Source organism: Paraburkholderia sp. J63 (assembly GCF_905220245.1).
Lineage (GTDB): Bacteria > Pseudomonadota > Gammaproteobacteria > Burkholderiales > Burkholderiaceae > Paraburkholderia.
In genome coordinates this window covers 1-475 of the sequence record NZ_CAJMZF010000178.1, presented here as the reverse complement: position 1 = coordinate 475, position 475 = coordinate 1, and the positions used below count along the sequence as shown (strand labels likewise).

Below are 475 nucleotides of genomic sequence, written 5' to 3'. Positions count from 1 at the left end.
GTCTGGTGCGGCGACATCACGTATTTATGGGCGCAGGGGCGCTGGCATTATTTGGCCGTGGTGTTGGACCTGTTCACGCGCCGCGTTGTCGGCTGGTCATTCTCGACGAGCCCCGACGCTGACTTGGTGGTGAAGGCATTAGACATGGCGTTCGAGCAACGTGGTCGGCCTACGGGCTTGATGTTTCACAGCGACCAGGGCAGTCAATATGTCAGCCGGAAATTCCGTCAGCGGTTGTGGCGCTGTCGAATCAAGCAGAGCATGAGTCGGCGTGGAAATTGTTGGGATAACAGCCCTATGGAACGGCTGTTTCGAAGCTTGAAAACGGAATGGGTGCCGAGCACTGGATATATGAGTGCTGGAGAAGCCCACCGGGACATCAGCTATTACCTGATGCAGCGATACAACTGGACTCGACCGCATCAATTCAATGACGGTCTAGCGCCGGCAGTCGCAGAAGAAAAACTTAACTCGG

At 55.6% G+C, this 475-nt stretch carries 1 protein-coding gene; it reads left to right on the top strand.

All coding sequences use genetic code 11. The annotated features are described in order from the left end of the window. The coding region (locus U5775_RS39050; RefSeq protein ID WP_322063452.1) for an IS3 family transposase at window positions 1-475 on the top strand (475 nt) is incomplete at both ends.